This is a genomic window from Bacillus sp. XB1 (assembly GCF_053557995.1).
Window position 1 is genome coordinate 81,584 of sequence record NZ_JBNRIL010000001.1, and the last position, 19,817, is coordinate 101,400.

Below are 19,817 nucleotides of genomic sequence, written 5' to 3' on the forward strand. Positions count from 1 at the left end.
TTTATTATTTTTGTAAAGAAAGGACGTCTCATATGGGTATTACAAAAGAATACAAAAAGCATGCCTCTTTACAACCAAATAAAATAGCGATAAAGGAAAATGATAGAGTTTTAACATATAAAGAGTGGTTCGAATCAGTTTGTAAAGTAGCAAACTGGTTGCACGCAACAGAATCAAAGAATAAAACAATAGCAATCCTATTAGAAAATCGTATAGAGTTTTTACAACTATTTGCTGGTGCCGCTATGGCCGGGTGGGTTTGTGTTCCGTTAGATATAAAGTGGAAACAAGATGAGCTCAGAGAAAGAATTGAGATCAGTAATCTGGATATGATTGTGACAGAACGATATAAGGTAAATGATCTACTTGATGAAGAAGGAAGAGTAATTGAAATTGATGAGTGGAAAAGAATGATAGAGAAATATCTTCCTACACATTCCACTGTAGAAAGTTTACGAAATGCTCCCTTTTATATGGGATTTACATCAGGATCAACTGGAAAAGCAAAAGCATTTTTACGTGCACAGCAATCGTGGGTTCATAGTTTTGATTGTAATGTACATGACTTTCATATGAAAATGGAGGATTCAATTTTAATAGCTGGGACGCTCGTTCATTCTCTTTTCTTATACGGGGCAATAAGTGCATTATATGTAGGACAAACGGTGCACATTATGAGAAAGTTCATTCCGAATCAAGTATTAGATAAGTTAGAAACTGAAAATATATCGGTTATGTATACAGTTCCGACAATGCTTGAATCTTTATATAAAGAAAATAGATTAATAGAAAATAAAATGAAAATTATTTCATCAGGAGCGAAATGGGAAGCTGAAGCGAAAGAAAAAATAAAGAATATATTTCCTTATGCGAAAAGATATGAATTTTATGGTGCATCAGAGTTAAGTTTTGTAACAGCACTAGTCGATGCAGAAAGCGAAAGAAGGCCAAATTCAGTAGGAAAACCTTGTCACAATGTGCAAGTTCGAATATGTAATGAAGCAGGCGAAGAAGTACAAAAAGGCGAGATAGGAACTGTTTATGTGAAAAGTGATCAGTTTTTTATGGGATACATAATAGATGGGGTTTTAACACGGGAGTTGAATGCAGATGGCTGGATGACAGTGCGAGATGTAGGCTATGAAGATGAAGAAGGCTTTATATATATTGTTGGTAGAGAGAAGAATATGATTTTATTTGGAGGAATCAATATTTATCCAGAAGAAATAGAAAGTGTATTACATGAACACCCAGCTGTTGATGAAATAGTTGTAATTGGTGTGAAAGATAGTTACTGGGGTGAAAAGCCCGTCGCGATCGTAAAAGGAAGTGCTACGAAACAACAATTAAAGAGTTTTTGCTTACAACGATTATCCTCGTTTAAAATACCGAAAGAATGGCATTTTGTAGATGGAATACCTTATACAAATAGTGGGAAAATCGCTCGTATGGAAGCAAAAAGTATGATTGAAAACCGGGAGAAAACATATGAATAAGGCAGTTATTGTAGAGGCGAAAAGAACACCTATCGGTAAGAAGGATGGGATATTAAAAGAGTATGAAGTTCAGCAATTAGCAACGCCGCTTCTTACGTTTTTAAGTAAAGGAATTAAGAGAGAGATAGACGATGTTATATTAGGAAATGTTGTTGGGCCAGGAGGGAATGTTGCAAGATTATCTGCTTTAGAGGCAGGACTTGGCTATCATATTCCTGGTGTAACGATTGATCGGCAATGTGGTGCTGGTTTAGAAGCAATTCGAACTGCGTGTCATCTCATTCAAGGCGAGGCAGGTAATTGCTATATCGCCGGAGGAGTAGAGAGTACAAGTACGTCACCTTTTCAAAAAAGAGCAAGATTTTCACCTGAAACAATTGGTGATCCTGACATGGGAGTAGCTGCTGAATATGTTGCGGAGCGTTATAACATAACGAGAGAAATGCAAGACGAGTACGCTTGTCTTAGTTATAAGCGGACACTGCAAGCGTTAGAAAAAGGATATATACATGATGAAATATTTTCTTTTAATGGATTATTAGATGAATCTATAAAGCCAGAAATGAATTATGAACGAATCATTAAAAGAACAAAGCCCGCATTTTTACAAAATGGAACAGTGACGGCAGGTAATGCATGTGGTGTAAATGATGGGGCATGTGCTGTTCTTGTAATGGAAGAGGGACAAGCCCTAAAGTTAGGTTATAAACCTGTCCTTCGTTTCGTTCGTAGTACTGTAGTGGGAGTGGATCCCAATCTTCCAGGGACTGGTCCGATATTTGCGGTGAACAGATTATTAAACGAAATGAATGTAAAAGTAGAGGACATCGATTATTTTGAAATAAATGAAGCATTCGCCTCAAAAGTTGTTGCTTGCGCAAAAGAGTTACAAATTCCGTATGAAAAATTAAATGTAAATGGTGGGGCAATTGCGCTCGGTCATCCGTACGGTGCATCTGGGGCTATGCTTGTAACACGTTTGTTTTATCAGGCTCAAAGAGAGTCTATGAAATATGGAATTGCTACATTAGGAATTGGAGGCGGGATAGGGATTGCGCTATTATTTGAGAAAGTAGAAGACTAGTGAGGTAACTAGTTTTCTACTTTTTGAGGAACATAAACATTGCTGCCAGGCTTCGCTTTCATTTCGTTCCAAGCAGCAATCGCATCAGCTTTTGCTTTTCCTTTATTATTTGGATCTTTGAAAAAGTCACGAGTAAAGCGATTGTATTCAAATTGTGCACCGATAGTTGTTTTGTATGTAGGGTCTTTTTTTCGTTCGTTTTCTTCATGCCAAAAAGCTACCGCGTCTTCATATGTTTTTCCAACATTCTCTTTGAAAAATTTTTGAAGAGCTACTGTAAAGCGGAAGTTTGTTCCGATTTTTTCTTTGAAAAAAGCACGAATCTCTTCGCTACAGCGGTGATTTTTAGTAATAATCGTTTGAAGAGAAAGGTCTTTATAAGAGAGGGGAGCTTTGCTCACTTTTTGCACAGAGCTGTTTTTTAAGACTTTCCCCGTAGTTAAATAATGTGAGATACGCTCGGTTATTTCGATCTTAGAGCCACTAGCTGGCAGACCATGCTCGCGACAAAATGTTTGCAGTTCTGCTTTTAACCAATAATAATTTTGGAAATCTGTAAGAGATATAGTTTTTGTTAAAGATGGTCGCATGAATGTAACAACTACTTTCTTCCATAATTTTCTTTAATTATAAAACATACGTTCTTTTTATGGAAGGATTAATGTGTAAATATAATGGGAAGAGGAGGTTATATATAGAAAATATAATGCAAGTTCGTGTTACGGGAATTTTAATTGAAGATGAAAAAGTATTGCTAGTAAAGCAAAAAGTGGCTAATCGCGATTGGTCTTTACCTGGAGGAAGGGTAGAGAATGGTGAAACGTTAGAAGAAGCGATGATTCGAGAAATGAGAGAAGAAACAGGATTAGAAGTTAAAATTAAGAAGCTACTCTATGTTTGTGATAAACCAGATGCTAGTCCATCTTTGTTACATATTACGTTTCTGCTTGAAAGGATTGAAGGTGAAATTACACTACCTTCTAACGAGTTCGATCATAATCCGATTCATGATGTGCAAATGGTACCGATTAACGAATTAAGTTATTATGGTTTTTCGGAAACTTTTATCAATCTTATAAGTGGCGGTTTTGCAAATTCAGGGAGTTATCAAGGGTTGAAACAACATATAGGCCTGTAAATATAGTTGAAGGATAGCCGTTAGCTATCCTTCATAAACATGTTTTACACTGCTGACTGTAAAGAAGAAACAAGCTGATTTAAAAACTCGTCCCCGTTCATAACCGCTTTTCCGCCGCCGCGTGCACTCTTTTTATTTCCGCCACCTTTTCCTTCAATTGCAGGAAGAGCATCTTTTAAAAGAGCATTCATATCGAGCGTTACTGTTTTTCCGCAAGCGAGAATACATTGTAGTTTGTCATCATTTTCAATAACGAAATACGTAATTGCATGCTCTTGTTGTTCTGTAATGATAGCTGATATTTTTGCAATTTCTTGCATAGAACGATCTGTAAATGCTTTAGAAATAAGTAACCCAGCATGTATTTCGGTGGGCTGTTGCAGTAATTCATTTGCCTCTGCAAATAATAATTTTTCATTCATTGTTTGTATTGTTTTTTCGTTTTCCTTTTGAGAGGTAAGAAGCTGTGCCACTTTTGCTGGGATATCAGTTTCGCTACTGTTTAATTGTTTGGAAACATCTTTCATAATTTGTTGCTGTTGCCCCATTAATTTAAGTGTACGCCAACCAGCGATAAAGGTTAAGCGTATACCACCTTTATTGCGCTCCCATCCTAGTACTTGAATAAGACCAACTTCACCAGTGCGTTTCGGATGGGTTCCACCACAGCCGTTGTAGTCGTAATTTTCGATAATAACAACGCGTATATTTTCTGTCATATTCGGTTCTTTACGAAGAGGTAATGTTTTCGCTTCTTCTAAGTTCATCCACTCTATACGGATTGGATGGTTTTCAAAAACAATTTTGTTTGCAATTTGTACTGCTTTTTCAACTGTTTCTGTATGCAGATTTTCTGTTTCTAAATCGATTGTTACCGTTTCTTTACCAAGATGGAATCCAATCGTAGGTATGTTAAAATGGTCCCAAAAAGCAGCAGATAAAATGTGCTGAGCCGCATGTTGCTGCATATGATCAAAACGGCGCTCCCAATTAATTTTACCTTCTACGTCTTCTGTATGTAATTGTTCTGCGATGTAGTGACGAATTTCTCCGTTTATCTCTTCTACATTGATTACATTGATATCATTTAATGTACCAGTATCATATGGTTGTCCGCCACCTGTCGGATAAAATGCTGTTTCATTCAAAACAACGTATAAGTTACCGTTTTTATCATAATCTTGCTTTATAATTTTAGTAGTAAAGTCTTGCTTATAAGCGTCAGTGTAATATAATTTGTGCTCCAATTTTCTTTCTCCTCTCGCATTAACTAGTTTCATTGTAAAGCAATTGAAATTAGTTTCCTAATATTTCAGAAGAAAGAAACTATTTTTAGAATTTTCTTGCTATAATAAGAAGAAAATGCGGGGGTGGAATGAATATGTTATATGAAAATGGCGTAGATAAACTGCTTAGTTTAAGCAAAAATATTTCTGAATTGTATCGAGAATTAAATGAAATGACCCGGATTTTAACGGATTGTAATCGAGAAAGTGTGAAGTTTGATCGGTTATATGTAAAAGAGTTACTTTGGAAGAAAGAAGATGTAATAGAGAAATATGACCAGCTACTTGTACAACTTTGTATTAACGAATGCTTTGATCTAAAAAGTGTCATTACAGGCGAATATAAGTATACATATGAAGAAGTGGAGAACATCGTTTTACAATTTAATGAGAAGTATAATGTTGCAATATTAATTAAAGATGTTTGTAAAGAATTACAGTTTACATATGGCATAGATATGGATATCACAAGAACAGCTCGAGTATCAACAGCTCAAGTATAGAAAAGGAAAAGAAAGCAGATCCTTTGCTTTCTTTTTTTATGTAAGAACAGGGAGAGTAGGTTTTTAAGATGAAGGGGAAGTTGCAAAATATTCATCCGTTAGGAATGACAATTATAATAGGGACTTTATTTGCGAGGTTCGCCACGTCAATGAGTATTCCTTTTTTAGCGATTTATTTAACGACTGTTAAAGGTGTATCAGCTGGAATGACTGGTGCTATTATTGGAACGAGTGCACTTGTTGGTGTTTTTGCTAGTTTTATCGGAGGGAATTTATCAGATCGATTTGGCCGGAAAACGATTATGCTCTGGTCCATGATCGTTTGGATTTTTGTGTTTATAGGTTTTTCACTTGCGGATCATGTTTTAAGTTTCTTTTTATTAAACGCTTTAAATGGATTATGTAGGTCGTTTTTTGAGCCAACATCAAGAGCATTATTATCAGATTTAACAAAGCCTGAGTATCGGTTACTCGTCTATAACTTACGATACGGTGCAATAAATGTTGGAGTTGCAATTGGACCAATTGTTGGATTACAGATTGGAAGTGCAAAATCAACAATTCCTTTTTTAGTAGCAGCTGGGGTATATATTCTATATACAGCTATATTAGCGTTCCAATTTAAGAAGTATCCAATGGAAAAAAAGAAAGTAAGTACAGAAAAACCTGTTACAATGCTAAATGCAATGCGTATATTACGAAAAGATATAGTATTTTTAGTTGCTTTAGTCGGTATTATTTTGAGTAATTGTGGTTTTTCACATTTGACGACGACAGTATCTCAATATTTTGCAAATGCACATATATTTGAGGATGGAGTGAAGCTATTCTCATATATGCTCGCTTTAAATGCGATTGTTGTAGTGATTATTCAATACCCTGTTATTCAAATTTGTAAAAAGTATACACCGTTAACATCAATTATGGTGGGGGCTTTATTTGTGAGTGGGGGATTATTTGGCTTTGGAATAGTAGAATCCATGCTAGGTGCTGCCGTTTGTACAATTATTTTTACAATTGGAGAAGTCTTAATGTTTTCGATGACGGATGTATTTATTGATGATATTGCTGTTGCGTATCTAAAAGGAACATACTTCGGTGCGATGGGCTTTTCGGGAATTGGAGCAGTAATAGGTCCGTGGTTTGGAGGAGTACTTCTCGATTACTACGGGTACCAAAATGGGTTTGCAGTATTTTCAGCATTAGCTATATTCTCAACTGTGGCATTTCCTGTGCTTGTAGTTACAAAAGGTTTATTGAAAAAAAGATATGATAGAAATTCTAATATAGAAATGCATGCGAAATAACATAAGCCCCAGTACCAACTGGGGCTTATGTTTGTATTATATTAACTCTTAATTTGAAAAAAGAACTTTCTTTTCATGTTTATCAGCAACTTCATTTTTGGAAATATGAATGGCCAAAAAACCATTCTCTAAGCAGGCTAGCATCTTCTTATAAATAACATTAGCGGGTAAAGGGATAGTTCGCTGCAAAGAAATGTTTTTATGAAGTATGCAAATGGTTAGGCCTGTCTCCATCTTTTTAATGACTACATTTTGTTCATTGGCATTTGGTACATCTGTTTCCAAAATGTATTCTTGTTCAGTTTCGCAAAGGTCAATATGAATTTGATTTGGGAAACTAAAGTTACTACAAGAGTCAGAACAAAACTGATCCATCCATTCTTCGAAACCATCAACATGAAAAAGACAATCCTTCTTTTTCTTGCCCATGTAAGACACCCTCCGTAAAATCTCAATTCATACTATGTTATGCATGAATGAATTAGGGGTGAAGAATAAATGGAAAAATATAAACATTGTATGTGGAAAAGATAGCTAGTGTGCACTTTTTGTTTTACATATCATGATGCGCATGATGTTTTTGGCGTGAATGGTTACGGTTTTTTACTTTATGAGATCCGCTTAATGGTTCAGGTTGTCCTTTTTTTTCTTTCGCTTCACGATTGTTTTTTCCCATTGTATGTGACACCTCCTCTTCCTTTTTAGAATGAGAGAAGTTTGCAAATTTATACGAGAATGTTTTTAGAAAAAAAGGTAAAGATAATTGGGACTAACTATTACAGAAAGGGGATTATATAATGCCATATCATAAAGATAAACAACAAGCGTTTCAAGCAGCGCAGCAAGGCGTTACACAAGCAGAAAATGCATTTAACAACATTGTGAAAAATGATCCAAACTACGGTCATGATTTAAAAGAATTACGCCAAGAGGTTCAGGAAGCATATGAACAAATTCAAAATGCACTAGAGGTAGCTTCAGAAACACAACGTCCACAACTTGAGCAATATGAAAATAATCTCCAAAATATAATGCGAAATGTAGATCAATTAGAAAAGTAAATTAGGTTGTTGTGTATTTGACAACCTCTTACTTTAATGAACATTATGCGAAAACAGAAAATTTTTCTATTCGTTTTTTCTTTATTATGCGCAGTACATATATTTCAAGTTGAAAAAGTGGAAGCGAAAATGTTGCTCAGAAAAGAGCTAGAACCAACTGGCTATGTAACGTGGGAAGTACCTAATAATGAAAAAATTATTGCCATTACATTTGATGATGGACCAGATCCAACGTATACACTACAAGTTTTACATTTATTACGTCAATATAAGGCTGAAGCGACATTTTTTATGATTGGATTTCGAGTTCAGCGCAATCCATATTTAGTGAAACAAGTGTTAAAAGAGGGACATGAGATTGGAAATCATACGATGAATCATTTATATGCAAATAGTTCATCAGATGAAAAATTAAAAAAAGATATTTTGGATGGAAAGAAATTTTTCGAAAAATGGGTGAAAGAACCGTTGCTATTCCGTCCTCCTGGTGGATATATTAACGATGCTGTATTTAAAACAGCAAAAGAAGCAGGTTATCAAACCGTTCTATGGTCGTGGCATCAAGACCCACGTGATTGGGCAAATCCAGGGGTGGAATCTATCGTAAATCATGTAGTGAAAAATGCTAAAAGTGGCGATATTGTATTGTTACATGATGGAGGAAATGATCGTAGTCAAACGGTAGCAGCACTAGCAAAAATTTTACCTGAGCTAAAAAAACAAGGCTATCGATTTGTAACGGTTTCAGAATTGTTACGTTATAAACATTAGAAAAAATCCCAAAAGGTGAATGTTCCTTTTGGGATTTTTCGTTACTGGTTCTTTTTGCGTTTCTTATTATTTTGTCTTTCTGCAGGAGTTAAGTTTTCATTTGCAAACTCTTCGTTATAACCAGTACCTTGTCCTTGTGCGGATGCTGCATTCATTCCTGAAATAGTATGATTTGCTTTTCTTTTACCCATTTTATTTCACCTCTATAACATTTTTTTGTATGTTGAATGATGAGCAGTTCATAGTGTGTATGAACTATAAGTAAAGCGCTAATAGAGCACTTTACTTTATGGTAATAGTATTCATAAGGAGCATGAACACTATTCAAATTTAGAAACATAAAGAAAACTTATGATAATCTATAAGTTTCTTATTATTTACTTATTTAGAAAGTTGTAATAAGATATTATCGTAAGGTATTGAAAAGTTTGTCTACATTTTATATTCAGACAACTTAGTCACGTTTAACAGGGGGGAAACATAATGGTCAAACATAATCCATTTCAATCACGTGCAACTTTTGAAGTAGATGGAAAAACGTATCATTATTATGATTTGAAAGCGCTTGAAAATGCAGGGGTTGGCAACGTATCTCAATTACCATATTCCGTGAAAGTTTTACTTGAATCAGTACTTCGTCAAGTAGACGGACGTGTAATTACAGAAGAGCATGTTACAAATTTAGCGAAATGGGGAACGAAAGATGTGCAAGATATCGATGTTCCATTTAAACCATCTCGTGTAATTTTACAAGATTTCACTGGTGTACCAGCTGTTGTTGATTTGGCTTCGCTTCGTAAAGCAATGGCAGACATGGGTGGAGATCCTGATAAAATCAATCCAGAAATTACTGTAGACCTTGTAATTGATCACTCTGTACAGGTTGATAGAGCGGGTACGGCAGACGCGCTTGCATTCAACATGGACTTAGAGTTTAAACGTAATGAAGAACGTTATAAATTTTTAAGCTGGGCACAAAAATCATTTGATAACTATCGTGCAGTTCCACCAGCTACAGGTATTGTACACCAAGTAAACCTTGAATATTTAGCACCAGTTGTTCATGCTGTGAAAAATGCTGAAGGTGACTTAGTTGCATACCCAGATTCATTAGTTGGAACAGACTCACATACAACAATGATTAATGGTATCGGCGTTCTTGGATGGGGTGTTGGTGGTATTGAAGCAGAAGCAGGAATGCTTGGACAGCCTTCATACTTCCCAGTACCTGAAGTAATCGGTGTGAAATTAACAGGTACACTTCCAAGTGGTACTACAGCAACTGACGTTGCCTTAAAAGTAACGCAAGTATTACGTCAAAAAGGTGTAGTTGGTAAATTCGTTGAGTTCTTCGGTAATGGACTAAAGAGCATGCCTTTAGCTGACCGTGCAACAATTTCAAATATGGCACCAGAATACGGCGCAACTTGTGGATTCTTCCCAATCGATGATATTTCATTAGAATACTTACGTTTAACAGGTAGAGATGAAGAACAAATTCGCGTTGTTGAAGAATACTGTAAAGCGAACGGTTTATTCTATACAGCAGACAGTAAAGATCCAATCTACACTGATCTTGTAGAAATTGATTTAAATACAATCGAATCTAACCTTTCTGGACCGAAACGCCCACAAGATTTAATTCCACTTTCAGATATGAAAGATGCGTTCCACAAAGCTGTTTTAGCACCAGTTGGAACACAAGGACTTGGATTTAATGAGCAAGAGTTCGATAAAGAAGTGAAGGTTACATTAGAAGATAAAGAAGTAACGATGAAAACAGGTGCAATTGCAATCGCTGCAATTACAAGCTGTACAAATACATCAAACCCATACGTATTAATTGGAGCAGGTCTAGTTGCGAAGAAAGCAATTGAAAAAGGACTTGTAGTACCTGAGTATGTAAAAACATCATTAGCACCAGGATCTAAAGTTGTTACTGAGTACTTAGATAAGTCTGGTTTAACAACATATTTAGATCAATTAGGTTTCCAAACAGTTGGTTACGGTTGTACGACTTGTATCGGTAACTCTGGTCCATTAGCGCCAGAATTAGAAGAAGCAATCGCAGCAAACGACTTATTAGTAACATCTGTTTTATCTGGTAACCGTAACTTTGAAGGGCGTATCCACCCACTTGTAAAAGCAAACTACTTAGCATCACCACCACTAGTTGTGGCATATGCACTTGCAGGTACTGTTGATATTGACCTGAAAAATGATGAAATCGGTAAAGATGCAAATGGCAATGCTGTTTACTTCAACGATATTTGGCCATCAGCTAAAGAAATTGAAGATGTAGTTCAAAGTGTTGTTACATCTGAACTGTTCAAGAAAGAATATGCACAAGTATTTAACAGCAATGAGCGTTGGAATGAAATCCAAACTTCAAATGAAGCGTTATATACTTGGGATAATGATTCAACATACATTCAAAACCCACCATTCTTTGAAGGATTATCTAAAGAGCCAGGTGAAGTTGAAACATTATCAGGCCTACGCGTAGTTGGTAAATTTGGTGACTCTGTAACGACAGACCACATTTCACCAGCAGGTTCAATCGGTAAGCATACACCAGCTGGACGCTACTTATTAGAAAACGGCGTACAACCAGTTGACTTCAATTCTTACGGTTCTCGTCGTGGTAACCATGAAGTTATGATGCGTGGTACATTCGCGAACATCCGTATTAAAAACCAAATCGCACCAGGAACAGAAGGCGGATATACAACATATTGGCCAACAGGTGAAGTAACGTCTATCTATGATGCTGCTATGAAATATAAAGAAGATGGCACAGGCCTTCTAGTTGTTGCTGGTAAAGATTACGGTATGGGAAGTTCTCGTGACTGGGCTGCGAAAGGAACAAACTTACTAGGTATTAAAGCAGTAATTGCAGAAAGCTTTGAGCGTATTCACCGCAGTAACTTAGTGTTAATGGGTGTACTACCACTTCAATTTAAAGATGGCGAAAGTGCTGAAACGTTAGGTCTTGTTGGTAACGAGTCATTTGAAATTCAAATCGACAAAACAGTTAGACCACGCGATCTTGTGAAAGTAGTTGCAACTGATGCAGATGGCAATGAAAAACAATTTGAAGTAGTAGCTCGTTTCGATAGTGAAGTAGAAATTGACTACTACCGTCACGGTGGTATTCTGCAAATGGTTCTTCGTGAGAAAATTGAAGAGTCTAAAGTGTCGAACTAAATAATTGAAATGAATAATAAGGAAGCTAACAATAGTTAGCTTCCTTATTTTATGGAAAGGGATGAAACCATATGGTTTCATCCCTTTCTTTTTTACTACGAAAAATGGAGGAAACGTCATGAAAGAATATAAAAGAATTCTGTTACCGTTACAGAAAGAAAAAATATTAGTAATAGCAGCTGTATGTAGTGGGATAATTGCTGCCATTTTAAATTTATCTCGCCCAATTTTCATGGGATTAATTGTAGACAATCTTATTCAAAGGGAGCTAAAAGGTGCGTATGTATATATAGCTTTGTTTGCGGGTAGTCACTTTTTAATGTGGGCGAACAATCTTTTATTTGATTATATAAGTTCAAAAGCGAGTCAACGTATATTACAAACGAAACGTATAGAATTATTGCGTCACTATTTCTCATTACCGTTTGAAGAGAGTGAGAAGATTAAGCAAGGAGAGTTAGAAACTTTGGTCGTGTCTGATATTCCGAACTGGGTCAGATTATATGGCTCTATATTAATAGAATATATACACGCTATTGCCCAATTTATTGGAGCTTTCATAGCACTACAACATATAGATATACAGTTTATATTGTGGGTAACTCCGTTTTTATTTTTAAGTACAATTGTTCCAATACTGATGGGAGAAAAGGTAAGAGATATTGCAAGCGTTTCTCAAAAAAATCACTCAAGTGTTGTAGAGATGGTGTCACAGTTTGTAAAGGGGATACAAGATTTGCGGAGTTTACAAAAAGAAAAATGGGCAATTCGCTTATTTAAAGAAGTAACGGCACAATCGTATAAATCAGAAGTAAAGAAGACGATGATGCAACATTGCATTGGAGTAGTTGGAACGGTGATTGAAACAGGAGCATATATTGTTGTTCTCATTATAGGTGCACAAAAAATAATGAGGGGAGAAATAGAAGTTGGTTCACTCATTGCAGTGTTAGCGACAATTGAGATGCTCTTTTTCCCTGTCCGTTATGTGGGCGATTTATTAATAATGACACAAGTTGCAGTCGCTTCGGCAAATAGAGCTTTTTGCTTTTTAAATAAACGAGCAGCAGATAGCAATGTAGAAAGAGCGATGGGGATCAGGATAACAAATGTTTCATTTCAGGAGAATGACGAAGAGAAATGCAGAATTCATAATATTGATTTGCAAATTCGTCCTGGTGAACTCGTTATGATTGTGGGAGAAAGCGGTGCAGGAAAAACAACGCTTTTAAAGTTAATAACGGGCTTGTATAAACCATCTAACGGTAGCATTGCTTATTATGGTAATGAAGCTCGTATGACTACAGTGTGGCAAGAACCACGTTTTTTCCGAACGACGGTAACAGAGAATATGTATTTCGGGGAAGAGGGTTTAGAAAATCAGTTAGAAAAAAATAGTGAACTTATAAATGCAACGCCGATTATTAGAGGGTTACCTGAAGGGAGTCAAACTGTGCTACATAAAAGCGGTGAAGAGTTTTCGGGAGGCGAAAGAAAACGTCTTGCATTATTGCGCGCGATTGTATCAAATCCAACTCTTATTATTTTAGATGAACCGACGGCTGGGCTAGATCCGGGCAATCAAGAACTGGTTTGGAATATGATTGAAGGGATAGGAAGAGATGTAACGAGAATTGTGGCAACACATGATGTAGAGAGAGCGATGATAGCAGATTGTGTTGTTGTCATAAAGAATGGGACTATTGTGGAATGTGGGAATCCTAGAGAATTATTAAATTGCAACTCATTGTACAAAGAGTTGCAAACAAAAAGATAAGAGATATGTAATGCTCTTATCTTTATTCCGCTATTTGCCGGGCAGCCCGATTGGTGAGGGCTGATTAAAGTTTCACTTTATTCGGTCTCATTAAGTTGATAAGTATAAGAATTCGAATCACTAGAATTAACTTCTTTGACGAGAGTAAGTTGATTTGTATCTGGATTATATTTGAAAATCTTAATTGTATGTTCGCTACTTAGTAATGGATTATATTCTTGAATAGCGAATGTATTTTCCGCGATTTGTGTCATATTACTGGTGGGAACATTTTCTATGGAATCATGATTTGTAGAAATTTCAACGACTTTTTCACTGTTGAAAAATAAAAGAACGATTACTAAAATAACTAAGCATATTCGTATATAGCGTAGCTCTTTGGTGATAGGGTGTTCTCCCAAAACAATCATCCTTTCTATAGCTATTCTATAGTAGTAATGGTAGTCATCGTGAAAAAAGTAATAATGCCGAGGCCTGCCAAAAGGATAAATGAGATTAATGCGATATAGAGACAAATATGTCCAACTTGTTTTTTTTCAGGATCTTTACTAAATAGTGAGATAATCCATGTGATAATTCCGATTGGGGAAAATATAAAACTAAGAATATATAGAAGTATTTTTTTAAATAAATTCATGAGAGCTCCTTTCATTGTAAAATGTTCTATGTATTTCTAATTATATGATTAAAAGGTAAATATTTCATATTAGTTATAAAAATTCTGATTATTTAGAATGTGAATATTTCCAAGCTTGTCCGTATAAGCTAAAATAAGGTATATAGTATTTTGATGAATGTGTTAAAAGAAGATAATACGTTAGGGTGATATAAAATGTGGCGGAAGCTTACGATTATTGTAGTGTTACTTTGTTTAGCGGGATATGCAGCTTATGAACAGTTTGGTCATAAAGAGCAGGCGGTAAAAGTGAAGCAAGAAAAAAGTGAAGCTGCGATGAAAGAGATTATCGCAAGGAATGGTATTGAGATAGGGAAGAGTGCACCGGACTTTACATTAACGAAGTTAGATGGGACAAATGTAAAGTTATCGGATTTAAAAGGAAAGAAAGTAATTTTAAACTTTTGGGCTACGTGGTGTGGACCATGTCAGCAAGAAATGCCTGATATGGAGGCTTTCTATAAAGAACATAAAGAGAACGTAGAAATTTTAGCGGTCAATTATACGCCTTCAGAAAAAGGTGGGGGGGAAGAGAAGGTAAGCAATTTTGCTAAAGAAAAAGGAATTACTTTTCCTATTTTATTGGACAAGAACATTGATGTGACAACAGCTTATAAAGTAATTACGATTCCAACTTCGTATTTTATAGATACAAAAGGTGTCATTCAAGATAAGTTTATTGGGCCGATGACACAAAAAGAGATGGAGAAAAGAGTTGCTAAATTAAAATAATGGTGAAAAGGTAGAGATGGAGAGTTCCCATTTCTGCCTTTTCTTTTTCAAGTAGTAATCACTTCATGATATGATGTAAGAAATATAACCGTTTAGAGATAAAGGAGTGTATGGAGTGGGGAATGTATCCTTACCGTTAGATTATGTTGTAATTGATTTTGAAACAACAGGATTTAACCCTTATAATGATAAAATTATTCAAGTTGCAGCAGTGAAATATCGTAATCATGAATTAGTAGATCAATTTGTTTCATACGTGAATCCAGAGCGGCCAATTCCGGACCGAATAACGAGTTTAACAGGTATTACTAATTATCGCGTTTCAGATGCACCGACGATTGAAGAAGTGTTACCTTTATTTTTAGCATTTTTACATACAAATGTTATTGTGGCCCATAATGCTTCTTTTGATATGCGCTTTTTGAAAAGTAATGTAAATATGCTTGGGTTGCCTGAACCTAAAAATAAAGTAATTGATACTGTATTTTTAGCAAAGAAATACATGAAGCATGCGCCTAATCATAAACTTGAAACGTTAAAACGAATGCTTGGAATTCGTTTAAGCTCTCATAATGCATTTGACGATTGCATTACGTGTGCTGCTGTTTATCAAAAGTGTGCAGCTATTGAAGAAGAAGGGAAACGAAAAGTAAATAAGGCTATGCTTGATGAAACTGCGGTATATGAAGCGGTGAAAGAAATACTTGCATGTAATAAACGTAATGTAGAATGGCTACGTTGTATGAACGTAGGAAGTTATTTAGATATAAAAGCTTTTTATCCAGTTATGAGATTAAAGGTAAAAGGGCGAAAGAAATATGTATTAACAGAGATATTAGAAGAAGATGTGAAAGAAATATGTACAAGTTTAAAATGTGAACCGGCGTTAAAAAGTGAAGTTGGTAATACGAGAATTATGCTTAATAGCTTAGAGGATGTTATGAAATTAGAAAGTTATATTTTAGAGCAGTATGATTTTGTATTACAGGCGCTTCATGATTATAAAGAAAATGAAATGAATGCAGATGAAAAGTTGAAAGAGTATTTAAATATTATGGTATAAAAAACTCCGTGTGCAATATATTGTACACGGAGTTTTTTTAGGAGTACTAAAACATAAAATTTTCTTGCAAATCTGATTAAAGAGTTTTTTGTTTGCTCATACTATGTAATAAGAAAGCGAAGGAGAGAGGGTGAACAACATGAGAAGAAGTCGCCGTAAATCGTTTGAAGAACTTGTAAATGAAAATAAACAACAATTATTAAGCGATCGTGAGGCAATTGATCGCATTGAAGAGCGCATTGAAAAACGTTATGAAATGAAACTTTTTAAGCAAGCTGAATAATTCTTAACACTAGTACGATACTAGTGTTAAGGAGGCGATAGTAATGGGTAATCCGAAAAAAAATTCAAAAGACTTTGCACCGAATCATATTGGAACACAATCAAAAAAAGCTGGTGGAAATAAAGGAAAGCAAATGCAAGATCAAACAGGTAAACAACCGATTGTTGATAATGGTTAAAGAAAAGGAGAATATTACATTCTCCTTTTTTATGTATAAATTTGAGGAAAGATAGGTAATTTAAGATGGTGTGTATATACAATATTAGGAGGGAAGTACATGCCAAATCCAGATAATCGAAGTGACAACGCTGAAAAGTTACAAGAAATGGTGCAAAATACAGTTGATAACTTTAATGAAGCAAAAGAAACAGCGGAACTTTCTAATGAAAAAGATCGTGCTGCTATTGAAGCAAAAAATCAAAGACGTTTAGAAAGTATTGACTCATTAAAAAGTGAAATCAAAGATGAATCTTAACAAAATGTACAAAAAGGGCTGACTTTTGTCAGCCCTTTTTCGTAATCGTAAAGTTTTCAACAAGTAAACGCCAATTTTGTGGAAATGGCAAGCCAATCTTCCAATAACTAATACCGCCAATGCCCTGCTCTTTCATTAAATTGAATTTACTTTGAATAGACCTCGCATCTTCAAACCAAACTTCATGTTGTACGCCATTTTCGTCAAAGTAATTAAAATGTGGAGCTTGAGCTGTGAAATCATAGCGGATAGGAACATTATATTTACGAGCAAGTGCAACAGCTGCGACAGAGCTAACTGCTTTTGCTGGTGGATTCCCTTGTTTGAACGGAAGTTTCCAATCGAATCCGTATAAGTTTTGCCCCATCATAATTTTTTGGGGAGGCATTTGAGATTTTGCGTATTGAAGTACTTCTTTTACAGGACCAATAGGAGAGATTGCCATTGGTGGCCCGCCCTGCCAACCCCAGTCATATGTCATAATGACGACGAAATCAACAATTTGCCCTTGCGCTTTATAATCATGGGCTTCGAAAAATTTTCCCTTTTGATTTGAACTTGTTTTCGGTACGAGAGTTGTGCTTAATGTGTACCCGCTAGGTAAGCGTGTTTTTACATTTCGTAAAAAGCGATTATAGGCCTCGCGGTCTTCGGGTGCTACACTCTCGAAATCGAAATGAATGTCTCGCATGCCATATTTTTCAGCTGTTTGCAAAATGTTAGTAATAAATTTGTTTTGAATCGTTGCGTCGCGTAAAATAACCGATGTTAGATCTGCACTGAAATTACCATTTTCAATATTTGTAATAACGAGCATAGGGATTGTTTGCCCTTGCGTTGCAATATTAGCAATTTTAGCTGTTTCAGTAGGTTCTTTTAATGTGCCATCTCTTTTTGCCTCAAAACTAAAATAAGCTAAATATGTTAAAAATGGATTGATGGCACGTGTAGCATTAACTAAACTCTCTTTAATCGGTATAGTGGAAGGTTGTAAATAAGCGATGGATTCTACAGCTCGTTTTGTGCCTTTTGGTACATATAATTGTTGTCCGACATGGAGAATAGATTTTAAAGATAAATTATTAACTTTAGCTAAACTAGCGAGGGGGACATTATATGTTTGAGAAATCCGATAGAGGCTGTCACCAGGCTGTACATAATAATTATTTCCTTTCGTATTAACGATAAGTGCCTGACCAACAACGAGCGTTTCAGCGGGATTTAGTCCATTGTCTTTTACTATTTCGTCAGGTGTTGATCCATATTTTGATGCCAAGCTATATACGCTATCACCGCTACGAACCGTTACAATTTGAATCATATGCTTGCTCCTTTCGGGAAAAGATTCACTATTTTTATTTTATTTTTGATGTCACTGTATTATGATTAAATGTATGCAAGGTAGCAGAAGTGAAAGAAGGCGAATACATATGTTTGTAGCAGAACATGAAGTTGAAATCCGTTATGCGGAAACAGATCAAATGGGTGTTGTTTACCATTCAAACTACTTAGTGTGGCTTGAGTTAGGTCGCACGAAACTTATACAAGATTTAGGTTTTTCATATGTTGAAATGGAGAAAGAAGGAATTATTTCTCCTGTGTTAGATTTACAAATTTCATACCGTAAAGCGATGCGTTACGGAGAAAAAGCAATCGTAAAAACATGGGTAGATACTGTGAGCCCACTTCGCGTTGTATATGGATATGAAATATATAATGGTGATGGTGAACTTTGTATTACTGCAAGTACGACGAATATTTGTGCGAAAAAAGAAGGGTTCCGCCCTGTATCATTTAAAAAGTTATATCCTGATTGGTATGCGAAATATGAGGAAATTAAGAAAAAATAAAAAAGCGTGGCAGAAGCCACGTTTTTTTATTTTTCATAATTAAATTGTGGGAAGTCGTCACCTTCGTTAAGTGTAACAGATAAATTATGTCCATCGAAGAACCATTCATCATCGCCTTCAATAAAGAAGTTAATACCTTCTTCTTGAATTTGAACAGCAGGATGTGCAGGATCATCTTTACGAATCCCTAAAGAAAGTCCTTTTTGCACAGTACTGCAACCACCGTATTGTACGAAAAAGCGTAGTGTTTCATTTGATTGTAAGTTTAATTCATTTTTATACCATTGTGCTGCTTCTTTTGTTACGGAAAGATTCATGTATAGTTCCTCCAAATTATGTTGCTTTTTCTTTAGTATAAAAAATAACGCAAAAAGACGCTATTAATATGCTTCACGTTTTCTTTTTGCGTTATGTGGGTTCCGATCTTATTTTTGCTTTTTTGAAAAGTTTGCTTTTGGTTCAGTTTTATTTATAATTCGTCCGATATTTGCACGGTGTTTATAAATAACCATACCTGCTAATAAACACATCGCAATAATGAAGATTTTATCCCCGCTAACAATGGATGCAATAACAGCAACAACTGCTGTTACCATAGAAGAAAGTGATACGTATCTTGTTGTAAATAAAAGGGTGAAAAATACAACAGCCAATATTGCAAAAACAACTGGTGAATAGCATAATAGCACCCCAGCAGAAGTTGCAACTGCTTTACCACCGCGGAATTTCGCGAAGATTGGATAGACATGTCCAAGAACAGCCGCTAACCCGAACCATAGTGGATGAATATCTAATCCGAAAATCATTGGTAGACTTGTTGCTAATGTCCCTTTTAAAATGTCAGCAATTGTAACGGTAAAACCTGCTTTTTTCCCTAATGTGCGGAATGTGTTTGTTCCGCCTAGATTACCGCTCCCGTGCTCACGAATATCGATTCCGTAGCCGATTTTTCCAACAACTAGTGCAAATGGAATCGAGCCAAGTAAGTAGGCAACGATAAATAAAAGATATGTAGTAACCATAAGTTCAGTCTCCTTTATTCAAATGTGTTGATAAAGGGTAAAAAGAGTTTTTCCCGTATATTGTACCATACATTTGTAAAGAGCAC

At 35.6% G+C, this 19,817-nt stretch carries 25 protein-coding genes; 15 read left to right on the forward strand and 10 right to left on the reverse strand.

All coding sequences use genetic code 11. The features are described 5' to 3' along the window. The first annotated feature begins 32 nt into the window (after nt 1-32). Together ACK1U5_RS00475 and ACK1U5_RS00480 are read left to right on the forward strand one after the other, a co-directional pair. The gene (locus ACK1U5_RS00475; RefSeq protein WP_113710633.1) at nt 33-1,496 is read left to right on the forward strand and encodes an acyl-CoA synthetase; all 1,464 of its coding nucleotides are present in this window, start codon (nt 33-35) and stop codon (nt 1,494-1,496) included. After that, a complete protein-coding gene (locus ACK1U5_RS00480) occupies nt 1,489-2,580 on the forward strand; it encodes an acetyl-CoA C-acyltransferase (RefSeq protein ID WP_048568328.1) in 1,092 nt (363 codons plus the stop codon). The genes ACK1U5_RS00475 and ACK1U5_RS00480 overlap by 8 nt, the downstream gene beginning before the upstream one ends. Before the next feature lie 8 nt (nt 2,581-2,588). On the opposite strand, the gene ACK1U5_RS00485 is transcribed toward ACK1U5_RS00480, so the two are convergent. Next, complete coding sequence (locus ACK1U5_RS00485; RefSeq protein WP_048568327.1) at nt 2,589-3,170, reverse strand: DUF6434 domain-containing protein; 582 nt, start codon at nt 3,168-3,170, stop codon at nt 2,589-2,591. Nucleotides 3,171-3,229: 59 nt separating this feature from the next. On the opposite strand from ACK1U5_RS00485, the gene ACK1U5_RS00490 reads away from it, so the two are divergent. Next, nucleotides 3,230-3,718 (forward strand): NUDIX domain-containing protein, encoded by a 489-nt coding sequence (locus tag ACK1U5_RS00490; protein WP_100240302.1) that lies wholly within the window; start codon nt 3,230-3,232, stop codon nt 3,716-3,718. Nucleotides 3,719-3,762: 44 nt separating this feature from the next. Here the strand turns inward: ACK1U5_RS00490 and ACK1U5_RS00495 are convergent, their stop codons facing one another. Further along, nucleotides 3,763-4,965 (reverse strand): alanyl-tRNA editing protein, encoded by a 1,203-nt coding sequence (locus ACK1U5_RS00495; RefSeq protein WP_148666847.1) that lies wholly within the window; start codon nt 4,963-4,965, stop codon nt 3,763-3,765. 134 nt (nt 4,966-5,099) lie between these two features. Here ACK1U5_RS00495 and ACK1U5_RS00500 point away from each other — a divergent pair, with 134 nt between their 5' ends. Both ACK1U5_RS00500 and ACK1U5_RS00505 read left to right on the forward strand, forming a co-directional pair. Further along, complete coding sequence (locus tag ACK1U5_RS00500) at nt 5,100-5,507, forward strand: hypothetical protein (protein WP_000965133.1); 408 nt, start codon at nt 5,100-5,102, stop codon at nt 5,505-5,507. Between the two features lie 68 nt (nt 5,508-5,575). Further along, the gene (locus ACK1U5_RS00505) at nt 5,576-6,814 is read left to right on the forward strand and encodes an MDR family MFS transporter (protein WP_000676821.1); all 1,239 of its coding nucleotides are present in this window, start codon (nt 5,576-5,578) and stop codon (nt 6,812-6,814) included. Between the two features lie 48 nt (nt 6,815-6,862). Here ACK1U5_RS00505 and ACK1U5_RS00510 read toward each other — a convergent pair whose 3' ends face one another. Together ACK1U5_RS00510 and ACK1U5_RS00515 are read right to left on the reverse strand one after the other, a co-directional pair. Next, entirely contained in the window at nt 6,863-7,243 is a 381-nt protein-coding gene (locus ACK1U5_RS00510) for an Hsp20/alpha crystallin family protein (RefSeq protein WP_000516731.1), read from the reverse strand. 124 nt (nt 7,244-7,367) lie between these two features. Beyond that, complete coding sequence (locus ACK1U5_RS00515; protein ID WP_000517649.1) at nt 7,368-7,490, reverse strand: small acid-soluble spore protein P; 123 nt, start codon at nt 7,488-7,490, stop codon at nt 7,368-7,370. A 121-nt stretch (nt 7,491-7,611) separates the two neighbouring features. Between ACK1U5_RS00515 and ACK1U5_RS00520 the strand changes: the two genes are divergently transcribed. Together ACK1U5_RS00520 and pdaB are read left to right on the forward strand one after the other, a co-directional pair. Next, complete coding sequence (locus ACK1U5_RS00520) at nt 7,612-7,875, forward strand: hypothetical protein (protein ID WP_001146295.1); 264 nt, start codon at nt 7,612-7,614, stop codon at nt 7,873-7,875. Nucleotides 7,876-7,920: 45 nt separating this feature from the next. Then, nucleotides 7,921-8,646 carry a polysaccharide deacetylase family sporulation protein PdaB gene (pdaB, locus tag ACK1U5_RS00525; RefSeq protein ID WP_448814759.1) on the forward strand — a complete coding sequence of 242 codons (726 nt, stop codon included), beginning with the start codon at nt 7,921-7,923 and terminating at the stop codon, nt 8,644-8,646. A 41-nt stretch (nt 8,647-8,687) separates the two neighbouring features. On the opposite strand, the gene sspO is transcribed toward pdaB, so the two are convergent. Further along, a complete protein-coding gene (sspO, locus tag ACK1U5_RS00530; RefSeq protein WP_000518055.1) occupies nt 8,688-8,837 on the reverse strand; it encodes an acid-soluble spore protein SspO in 150 nt (49 codons plus the stop codon). Between the two features lie 292 nt (nt 8,838-9,129). Here sspO and acnA point away from each other — a divergent pair, with 292 nt between their 5' ends. Both acnA and ACK1U5_RS00540 read left to right on the forward strand, forming a co-directional pair. After that, nucleotides 9,130-11,853, forward strand: a complete 2,724-nt coding sequence (acnA, locus tag ACK1U5_RS00535) for an aconitate hydratase AcnA (protein WP_000238558.1) — start codon at nt 9,130-9,132, stop codon at nt 11,851-11,853. 118 nt (nt 11,854-11,971) lie between these two features. After that, nucleotides 11,972-13,630, forward strand: a complete 1,659-nt coding sequence (locus ACK1U5_RS00540) for an ABC transporter ATP-binding protein (RefSeq protein ID WP_000666360.1) — start codon at nt 11,972-11,974, stop codon at nt 13,628-13,630. A gap of 77 nt (nt 13,631-13,707) precedes the next feature. Here the strand turns inward: ACK1U5_RS00540 and ACK1U5_RS00545 are convergent, their stop codons facing one another. Together ACK1U5_RS00545 and ACK1U5_RS00550 are read right to left on the reverse strand one after the other, a co-directional pair. After that, nucleotides 13,708-14,040 carry a YmzC family protein gene (locus ACK1U5_RS00545; RefSeq protein ID WP_074595727.1) on the reverse strand — a complete coding sequence of 111 codons (333 nt, stop codon included), beginning with the start codon at nt 14,038-14,040 and terminating at the stop codon, nt 13,708-13,710. An 11-nt stretch (nt 14,041-14,051) separates the two neighbouring features. Further along, nucleotides 14,052-14,267 (reverse strand): hypothetical protein, encoded by a 216-nt coding sequence (locus ACK1U5_RS00550; protein WP_001048152.1) that lies wholly within the window; start codon nt 14,265-14,267, stop codon nt 14,052-14,054. 195 nt (nt 14,268-14,462) lie between these two features. On the opposite strand from ACK1U5_RS00550, the gene ACK1U5_RS00555 reads away from it, so the two are divergent. From ACK1U5_RS00555 to tlp, 5 genes are all read left to right on the forward strand, one after another. Then, nucleotides 14,463-15,038, forward strand: coding sequence for a redoxin domain-containing protein (locus ACK1U5_RS00555; protein WP_000269054.1), 576 nt, complete (start codon nt 14,463-14,465; stop codon nt 15,036-15,038). A gap of 115 nt (nt 15,039-15,153) precedes the next feature. Next, complete coding sequence (locus ACK1U5_RS00560; protein ID WP_000528755.1) at nt 15,154-16,101, forward strand: 3'-5' exonuclease; 948 nt, start codon at nt 15,154-15,156, stop codon at nt 16,099-16,101. Nucleotides 16,102-16,240: 139 nt separating this feature from the next. Continuing rightward, nucleotides 16,241-16,384 carry an FbpB family small basic protein gene (locus tag ACK1U5_RS00565; protein WP_001254703.1) on the forward strand — a complete coding sequence of 48 codons (144 nt, stop codon included), beginning with the start codon at nt 16,241-16,243 and terminating at the stop codon, nt 16,382-16,384. 43 nt (nt 16,385-16,427) lie between these two features. Further along, entirely contained in the window at nt 16,428-16,562 is a 135-nt protein-coding gene (gene sspN, locus ACK1U5_RS00570; RefSeq protein ID WP_000527987.1) for an acid-soluble spore protein SspN, read from the forward strand. 99 nt (nt 16,563-16,661) lie between these two features. Beyond that, nucleotides 16,662-16,859 carry a small acid-soluble spore protein Tlp gene (tlp, locus tag ACK1U5_RS00575; RefSeq protein WP_001133511.1) on the forward strand — a complete coding sequence of 66 codons (198 nt, stop codon included), beginning with the start codon at nt 16,662-16,664 and terminating at the stop codon, nt 16,857-16,859. Nucleotides 16,860-16,887: 28 nt separating this feature from the next. Here the strand turns inward: tlp and ACK1U5_RS00580 are convergent, their stop codons facing one another. After that, the gene (locus ACK1U5_RS00580; RefSeq protein WP_000614862.1) at nt 16,888-18,180 is read right to left on the reverse strand and encodes a glycosyl hydrolase family 18 protein; all 1,293 of its coding nucleotides are present in this window, start codon (nt 18,178-18,180) and stop codon (nt 16,888-16,890) included. Between the two features lie 109 nt (nt 18,181-18,289). Between ACK1U5_RS00580 and ACK1U5_RS00585 the strand changes: the two genes are divergently transcribed. Then, nucleotides 18,290-18,709, forward strand: a complete 420-nt coding sequence (locus ACK1U5_RS00585) for an acyl-CoA thioesterase (RefSeq protein WP_061139019.1) — start codon at nt 18,290-18,292, stop codon at nt 18,707-18,709. Between the two features lie 26 nt (nt 18,710-18,735). Here the strand turns inward: ACK1U5_RS00585 and ACK1U5_RS00590 are convergent, their stop codons facing one another. Together ACK1U5_RS00590 and plsY are read right to left on the reverse strand one after the other, a co-directional pair. After that, the gene (locus ACK1U5_RS00590) at nt 18,736-19,026 is read right to left on the reverse strand and encodes a HesB/YadR/YfhF family protein (protein ID WP_001054453.1); all 291 of its coding nucleotides are present in this window, start codon (nt 19,024-19,026) and stop codon (nt 18,736-18,738) included. A 108-nt stretch (nt 19,027-19,134) separates the two neighbouring features. Further along, nucleotides 19,135-19,731, reverse strand: coding sequence for a glycerol-3-phosphate 1-O-acyltransferase PlsY (gene plsY / locus ACK1U5_RS00595; RefSeq protein ID WP_000258974.1), 597 nt, complete (start codon nt 19,729-19,731; stop codon nt 19,135-19,137). Nucleotides 19,732-19,817: the final 86 nt, after the last annotated feature.

What these genes read in the sequence shown, in the direction of transcription:
- ACK1U5_RS00475 (WP_113710633.1), top strand. Translation starts at nt 33, where the DNA reads ATGGGTATTACAAAAGAATACAAAAAGCATGCCTCTTTACAACCAAAT.
- ACK1U5_RS00480 (WP_048568328.1), top strand. Translation starts at nt 1,489, where the DNA reads ATGAATAAGGCAGTTATTGTAGAGGCGAAAAGAACACCTATCGGTAAG.
- ACK1U5_RS00485 (WP_048568327.1), bottom strand. Translation starts at nt 3,170, where the DNA reads ATGCGACCATCTTTAACAAAAACTATATCTCTTACAGATTTCCAAAAT.
- ACK1U5_RS00490 (WP_100240302.1), top strand. Translation starts at nt 3,230, where the DNA reads ATGGAAGGATTAATGTGTAAATATAATGGGAAGAGGAGGTTATATATA.
- ACK1U5_RS00500 (WP_000965133.1), top strand. Translation starts at nt 5,100, where the DNA reads ATGTTATATGAAAATGGCGTAGATAAACTGCTTAGTTTAAGCAAAAAT.
- ACK1U5_RS00505 (WP_000676821.1), top strand. Translation starts at nt 5,576, where the DNA reads ATGAAGGGGAAGTTGCAAAATATTCATCCGTTAGGAATGACAATTATA.
- ACK1U5_RS00510 (WP_000516731.1), bottom strand. Translation starts at nt 7,243, where the DNA reads ATGGGCAAGAAAAAGAAGGATTGTCTTTTTCATGTTGATGGTTTCGAA.
- ACK1U5_RS00515 (WP_000517649.1), bottom strand. Translation starts at nt 7,490, where the DNA reads ATGGGAAAAAACAATCGTGAAGCGAAAGAAAAAAAAGGACAACCTGAA.
- ACK1U5_RS00520 (WP_001146295.1), top strand. Translation starts at nt 7,612, where the DNA reads ATGCCATATCATAAAGATAAACAACAAGCGTTTCAAGCAGCGCAGCAA.
- pdaB (WP_448814759.1), top strand. Translation starts at nt 7,921, where the DNA reads ATGCGAAAACAGAAAATTTTTCTATTCGTTTTTTCTTTATTATGCGCA.
- sspO (WP_000518055.1), bottom strand. Translation starts at nt 8,837, where the DNA reads ATGGGTAAAAGAAAAGCAAATCATACTATTTCAGGAATGAATGCAGCA.
- acnA (WP_000238558.1), top strand. Translation starts at nt 9,130, where the DNA reads ATGGTCAAACATAATCCATTTCAATCACGTGCAACTTTTGAAGTAGAT.
- ACK1U5_RS00540 (WP_000666360.1), top strand. Translation starts at nt 11,972, where the DNA reads ATGAAAGAATATAAAAGAATTCTGTTACCGTTACAGAAAGAAAAAATA.
- ACK1U5_RS00545 (WP_074595727.1), bottom strand. Translation starts at nt 14,040, where the DNA reads ATGATTGTTTTGGGAGAACACCCTATCACCAAAGAGCTACGCTATATA.
- ACK1U5_RS00550 (WP_001048152.1), bottom strand. Translation starts at nt 14,267, where the DNA reads ATGAATTTATTTAAAAAAATACTTCTATATATTCTTAGTTTTATATTT.
- ACK1U5_RS00555 (WP_000269054.1), top strand. Translation starts at nt 14,463, where the DNA reads ATGTGGCGGAAGCTTACGATTATTGTAGTGTTACTTTGTTTAGCGGGA.
- ACK1U5_RS00565 (WP_001254703.1), top strand. Translation starts at nt 16,241, where the DNA reads ATGAGAAGAAGTCGCCGTAAATCGTTTGAAGAACTTGTAAATGAAAAT.
- sspN (WP_000527987.1), top strand. Translation starts at nt 16,428, where the DNA reads ATGGGTAATCCGAAAAAAAATTCAAAAGACTTTGCACCGAATCATATT.
- tlp (WP_001133511.1), top strand. Translation starts at nt 16,662, where the DNA reads ATGCCAAATCCAGATAATCGAAGTGACAACGCTGAAAAGTTACAAGAA.
- ACK1U5_RS00580 (WP_000614862.1), bottom strand. Translation starts at nt 18,180, where the DNA reads ATGATTCAAATTGTAACGGTTCGTAGCGGTGATAGCGTATATAGCTTG.
- ACK1U5_RS00585 (WP_061139019.1), top strand. Translation starts at nt 18,290, where the DNA reads ATGTTTGTAGCAGAACATGAAGTTGAAATCCGTTATGCGGAAACAGAT.
- ACK1U5_RS00590 (WP_001054453.1), bottom strand. Translation starts at nt 19,026, where the DNA reads ATGAATCTTTCCGTAACAAAAGAAGCAGCACAATGGTATAAAAATGAA.
- plsY (WP_000258974.1), bottom strand. Translation starts at nt 19,731, where the DNA reads ATGGTTACTACATATCTTTTATTTATCGTTGCCTACTTACTTGGCTCG.